General features: G+C 36.5%; 5 protein-coding genes. 1 reads left to right on the forward strand and 4 read right to left on the reverse strand.

Translation table 11 applies throughout. The features are described 5' to 3' along the window. Positions 1-75: 75 nt before the first annotated feature. Positions 76-480 carry a GFA family protein gene (locus tag DWA31_RS12440; protein WP_114326901.1) on the reverse strand — a complete coding sequence of 135 codons (405 nt, stop codon included), beginning with the start codon at positions 478-480 and terminating at the stop codon, positions 76-78. A gap of 14 nt (positions 481-494) precedes the next feature. Further along, positions 495-890, reverse strand: a complete 396-nt coding sequence (locus tag DWA31_RS12445) for a DUF4440 domain-containing protein (protein ID WP_114326902.1) — start codon at positions 888-890, stop codon at positions 495-497. 1,154 nt (positions 891-2,044) lie between these two features. Between DWA31_RS12445 and DWA31_RS12450 the strand changes: the two genes are divergently transcribed. Continuing rightward, positions 2,045-2,266 carry a DUF3820 family protein gene (locus DWA31_RS12450; RefSeq protein ID WP_114326903.1) on the forward strand — a complete coding sequence of 74 codons (222 nt, stop codon included), beginning with the start codon at positions 2,045-2,047 and terminating at the stop codon, positions 2,264-2,266. A 47-nt stretch (positions 2,267-2,313) separates the two neighbouring features. On the opposite strand, the gene DWA31_RS12455 is transcribed toward DWA31_RS12450, so the two are convergent. Further along, positions 2,314-2,532 (reverse strand): hypothetical protein, encoded by a 219-nt coding sequence (locus DWA31_RS12455; protein ID WP_114326904.1) that lies wholly within the window; start codon positions 2,530-2,532, stop codon positions 2,314-2,316. 528 nt (positions 2,533-3,060) lie between these two features. After that, positions 3,061-5,223: an acetate--CoA ligase family protein gene (locus tag DWA31_RS12460; protein WP_114326905.1), complete on the reverse strand. Its 2,163-nt coding sequence runs from the start codon at positions 5,221-5,223 to the stop codon at positions 3,061-3,063. Positions 5,224-6,223: the final 1,000 nt, after the last annotated feature.

Below are 6,223 nucleotides of genomic sequence, written 5' to 3' on the forward strand. Positions count from 1 at the left end.
ACCCTGCTGAGTTTAAACGAATGGCGTTACTCAAAGCGTCTGAATATGGTGTAACTGCTAATTCATAGTATATTGTTATGCATTTTCAATGACATCTTCATGATATTGAGGAATACCATCAGCAATTGTTTCCCAATTAGCTTTAGAACCGACATATATATGCCTGCCTAATTCAATGTGAGGATCACCATTGATGCAACCTAAAGTTACTCCATGGACTACACCATTAAATACGCCACAAATAGTAGAGCCGCATTTACTACAAAACTGGAGACCAAACCCGTGTTTCCCTAAATATGAAGTAAGTAAATGATGACCAGATAACCATTCAAATTCACTAGCATCAATTAGAGCATAGGCTGAGGCTTGAGAACTGAATGCCTTTCGACATCTAGAGCAATGACATGAACGGGCATCACGTAATGTACCTGAAATTTTATATCTAACTTCTCCGCAAAAACATTCACCAGTAATAGACACTGAATTCTCCTTGATTAACAGTTTGTTATGCAGCTAGTAGGTATAATTGATGAATGATGGTCAATGATAAAGCAACGACCGTGCTTCTTTCTGTATACAAAGCTAAACCTAGCTACTGTTGTTACTTTCACATCATCATTAAACCATCTAAACGTATACTGCCCATTACATACTGCTATATCACCAAAAAGACGAATCGTTGAGTTATTAAACTCAACATAACGATTTCGATACTTAAAAATATTTTTAAAGTAACCTTTTATAAGGGTTGTATTATCTAGCTTTAATTGTGACAAAGTTCCCCACAAGAATGCTTTTTCATCATATAAAGCACAAATATTATCGGGGGTGTCTTCAGAGAATGATGACAACCAACTTTCCATATTTTCGATGACTTCTTGTGAGTTCAAATTGCGATATTCCCTAGTTGCATAATGCCCGTTTAATGGGCAATAAAATAGTGACGCAGGAGCAAAAACCAACTGTTTTTTTTGCCCTTGTTAAAACGCTTGTTATGCGCAATCATGTGACCAAACCTCTATTGCTCTTGGAAGTTCAGATAGCATGTGTCTATGAATAACAGCCCTGAAATTAGTTAATTCATTCGCTAGTTGATATAGTTCGGCTGAAATAATAGCCCTATCTGATATCTCCGGACGATTTGATTTAAGAGTGTCTGGCGATTTATTCCACTATAAATTCTTTCGTGAGTTAACTCATTTCTAGATAGAAATAGATGAGTACAAATATTTAAATCTTCAAGTAAACGTATCTATTCACCATACCTAGTATTCCCGTCATTCCAGTTGTGTCTTAAGCTGGAATCTCAGTGTTTAACATTCTAGACTCCCGATTTAAAGACCTCGGGAGTGACGATAGGTAAATAGTTACAAGTAAACTATCAAATTGATTCCCTGATATTTTACGAATGGCCTTTCTAGTGTGTGTTATTTTACTACTGATTTGCAACCCCTTTGAGTACTGTTTTACAGGCTCAAGAAGGTCGATTAATAGTTCAATTTGCTCTTCTAAATATGATGCATTTAGGGTTCACAAAGCCCAAGGCTCTTACAATATCCCCATCGTCGTCAATCACACTCCCTGCGCATAACCGCTCATTATGGGTACGTTTCAGTAATGTCCGCACCATAAATACTCATTAATTTATATTAATATCCCATAATATCCAACTATTTATTAAAAACTGTAAATAGTCATTTTTTTATAAATAGTTGGATATTACTAAGAGGGATCAGTAATAAGCTAACGTAAAAATAAATTAATTGTCACAATTTCAAGTGGTTATTTGAAAACCATACTGGTTAAGGTGTGTTACTGAGGCATATTAGTAACATTAGGTGAATGATTCATTAGAAAATATATGGCAAAAAATTATAAGGTAATATCAGTAATGCGCACTACGCTTTCTAATAATTAACATAGTCTTTTCTTGTTGTTGATAATGATAAATTCAAAAATTGACGTTATAGTACGGTGAATACATGACACTTTTATGTCAGAGTCAAGTAAGTTAGTGATAACCATATAAGAAAAGAGAGTATTTGTGTTAGAAAATCAGCAAGCGTTAATTGAAGCGATTAACCAAACCATGCCATTTGGTAAGTATGCAGGTCGAAAATTATTACAATTACCTGAGCCTTACTTAGTGTGGTTTCATAGTAAAGGTTTTCCAGAAGGTAAATTAGGACAGCAATTAGCGCTGATGTATGAAGTTAAATTGAATGGTTTAGAAGCTATGTTGAAACCATTGTTAAAAGCATATTAGCTTACGCTGAACGCTATTGCTGAACAACACTGTCTCTTTATCGGCACTTATTGTAAATAGACATTAGGGTCTGTTGAACTTTCGAGATTGTTTTTGCAGCGATTTGTTGGGTATTTATACAAGGCAGAGCCTTTGTAATGTAGTTGTTCTACATAAAAAGGCAATAACGCCGTAAAAATGACCAACAAACGCTGTCCGAAGGATTCGGCTAAAAGCATTTTACTCATTGTTGAGTAGTATTTGCTTAGAATGACTAGGCTACACACTACTCGCCGCGATTAAAACGCTTTTATCTCGAACAAAATTTAACCGCGAAAGATCAACAGACCCTAGTAGTGAAATTATTTCAACAATAAAGCCAAGTAGAACAGTTTTTTTAAGAGATGTAGTTTTGAGTTAAATCGACTTTAGGCATAAGATTGATGCTCAGCCATTAGTTGTCGAGACAGAGCAATGTTAATTAAGCTGCCCTAAATTAGATAATGAGTTTCTTCTAAATTGTCGTATTCAAACTTGAAAAACCAATACTCAAATTTGATTGAAAATTCCGACAGCGGACATTCGATTAATATGCATTTTTTAGGTATGAAAAATTAACTTTCCATCTCGCTCCGGGGCACTTAGCGCCATATAAAATCTTTACTGTTACCTCTGAAAATGTGGCCAATTTCACTCTGCCACTACAGTAGCACTATACCGAAAACTGTAAGCTTATAATTTTTTGGTGGCTTGAGTTAGTTTTAAACTAAGACAACACCTAAGTTTTGGTGAAAAAAGGTGTTTCTTATATAGCCTTAGCGAGAACGTTTTAATACATTAATACCTAATACTGCTTTATCCATACCGTCAAATACGGGTAAGCCATGACGTTCAAAAACCTGTTTATATTGTTGAAAAGGAATCCCCGCATCGATCACTATGCCAATGAGTTTTCCTGATTCAATCACTAATTTTTTTAAATTCTCAGCAAAGGCTTCAGTAACATCAAGTTGTTGCGTATCAAGACTGTTAGACAAAGGCACTAAACCTAACATAACAACGCCAGCACCAAAATCAATCATAGATTTGACGCAATCAAAATAAACAGCTTCATCTGCCATAGGAGTCAAGTCAAGCGGGTTTACTGGTGCAACTAGCTCACTGAGTTGATGTTTTCTTAATACAGTGCTTAGTTGTTGTGTATTTTCATTACTAATGGTGAATAATGTTTGAGCATCATTATCACCAAGGGTGTCAACACTGCCTACGGTTTCATACCCGGCATTGGTGACAATGGCCATTTGACCAAGGGCTTTGGTTTTAGGGTAGGCAGTCATCCACTTAAATACAGCATTGAATTGATTAAAGGTTTCTACAACGATAGCGCCTGCTTTATTTAATAAGCGCTTTTGCTGTTGATAATCACCCATCATTGCGCCGGTATGACCTTCAGCAGCAGCTTTACCTAACTCAGAGCGACCGCCCTTGTAGATAATGACATGACGATGCGCAGCTTTAAATTTTTTCACTAGTTTAGCAACGATACAGGCATCACCGTCAGCAAAACCTTCGACATATAGTGCTAGTACACGAATACTTTTATCGCGCTCCATCAGTGCCATAAAATCTGATAACTTCATGTCGAGTTGATTACCGATGGAAAATCCGTATTTTAAGCTTAGACTGTCATGTCTTGATAAACGTGTGATTAAGAAAGCTCCACTTTGACTGATAAGAGCAACTTCTGAATTAGGATCAAAGTTAATATTAAGTTTATCTTGCGGGATAAACAGGCTATTTAATCTCAAAGGGGAGAGTATCATTCCTAACCCATTAGGACCGACAATAGCAGGGCACCACTGATTATTTTTACGTCGTGATTGTAATAGTTGGGATAAGTTGTCGCCATAACCATGTTGATCAGCACCATCGCCAAGTCCACCAGCCACAATATAAACAACACTAGCACCGCTACCTTGTTCACATAAGGCGGTAATAGTTTCAACACAAATTTTGGCAGGTAATGCTAATATTAGCGTATCAACAGGTGTTTTAAGTAATGCACTTATATCAGGCAAGCACGCAATACCATTGAGCGACTCTACACCTGATTTAATGATGTATATATTTTCTAGTAATAAGTTTGATTGGCGTACATTATCCAAAATCAAATTACCAATATTCCCTTTTTTTTCTGAAATACCTGCAATTGCAATACGTTTTGGATTAAGAAAATCATCATCAGAAATAGCGATAGGGCATGGTTCTTGGTGACCGTCTGTAGCGTATAAGCCTACGCCATCAAGCGCGATGATATCACCTGACTCATCTACGACAAAAGGGTTCATTTCAAGTAAGGATATACCTTCTTGTCCCATAATCGCATCGAGCTTCCAAATATTTTCAAGAAATACGGCTAATTTTTCTCGACTAATAAGGGCTTCTTGTTGACGTACTTTACCGAGCAGTATACGGCCTAACCAGTGCTCTTCTAACTCTTCTAATGCTTCAGCAGGGCTGTAAACTGATGCTGGCCATATTAATAAAGAATCATTCAATTCTTTTGCCCACTCTTCGGTTAACAATCCACCAAAGCCTAATGAAATAGTAGCGTCACCATATTGATCGCGCTGTAGGCTAACAAAAATTTCGCTAGGTGCACCTTTAGTTGACTTGAAACACACTCTTTCAGTGACTAATGTTCCAAGCCAAGGAAACTCTTTGCCAACAGCTTGTGACATTTCTTTATGTCTTTTTTTAAGTTCCACTACTGAAAAATCACAAAAGGCTAGTGCGCCGTTATCTGATTTATGCCACAGCTCTGTTGCCATTCCTTTCAAAACAACAGCTTGTCCCTTACAGAATGGAGTGGTTGAACAATCAGTCTCTTTTTCAATGAAACTGTATTGAGGGATTTTGATATCTGCTTGTTTAAGTAATTGATATACTCCAAATTCAGGAATGAATGAGTTTGACACATTAACCTCAGGGTATAATTATCTATAAAATAGAAGCTGATTAGAGCTGTTTTTTACGTGGAAAGTAATGATTTAGATCAACGCGAGTTATGATACGTAAAATTATTTTTAATTTAATTTATCGTATCACTTTATTGTACGATATTTATCCGTTGATCACATTTTTTTAACTATTTGTTATTAATATAAATAGAATAGTAGCAATAGGTGTTTGATATTGACTATCATCAAGTTCAGTGGTGATTTATTTTTATTGTGATACGTGGATTTAAACTTTAATGTATAAGCGTGTCACTTTTGTGCTCTATATCTAAATCAGAAAACACTCTGTTCTGTATCATGGTATTACGCAATATGCCTCGGGCGTTGTAGAAAGTAGTGAGCATGATGGGACATATTTCCTTCAACGGTTTATGGAGTATCCATTGGTTTACAAGCAGCTGTTAATAAGGATGTTGTGGCTGAGTAAAGTTGGCCGAAATTTTTAGCTACTAAGGCGTTTTGGGGGCGAAAGCGCCATAGAAAAATACTGCTAATGTCAGCTACCCTTGAAGATAGTAGACATTAAAGTGAGGGTAGCTTTTGCAACAAAAAGTTAGCAATTAAAATTCACGCATCAATGTCTTCTTTAGCAGAAGTTATAAGGCAATAGTTGATGCTAACGTCCGCAATGTTACCAATTAGCTGCCTTAAAGCTTAAAATTATGAACGGCAACAAAGCTTAGAGGCACGATGGCAGAGTTTCGTTTTATCAACATCCTATTCAAGTGATATATAGTAAGGGTATTGCATATAGTGCTTGCTCATCAACAATGCCATAAAACTAAAAGGCTTTCTCCTCTCACTGATAATATTCACTCCAAGGGCTGTTTGTTTATTACTTAACAGCCGATCGCTTTAATACGTTCTTGTCGTATGGTACTTTTTGCACATCGGAAAGAATTGCACGCATTTCGATCAGGTGTTCATATCTCAGACGCATGATCTGTGTTTTTGCCGC

The sequence above is a fragment of the Candidatus Colwellia aromaticivorans genome (assembly GCF_003333305.1).
Taxonomy (GTDB): domain Bacteria; phylum Pseudomonadota; class Gammaproteobacteria; order Enterobacterales; family Alteromonadaceae; genus Colwellia; species Colwellia aromaticivorans.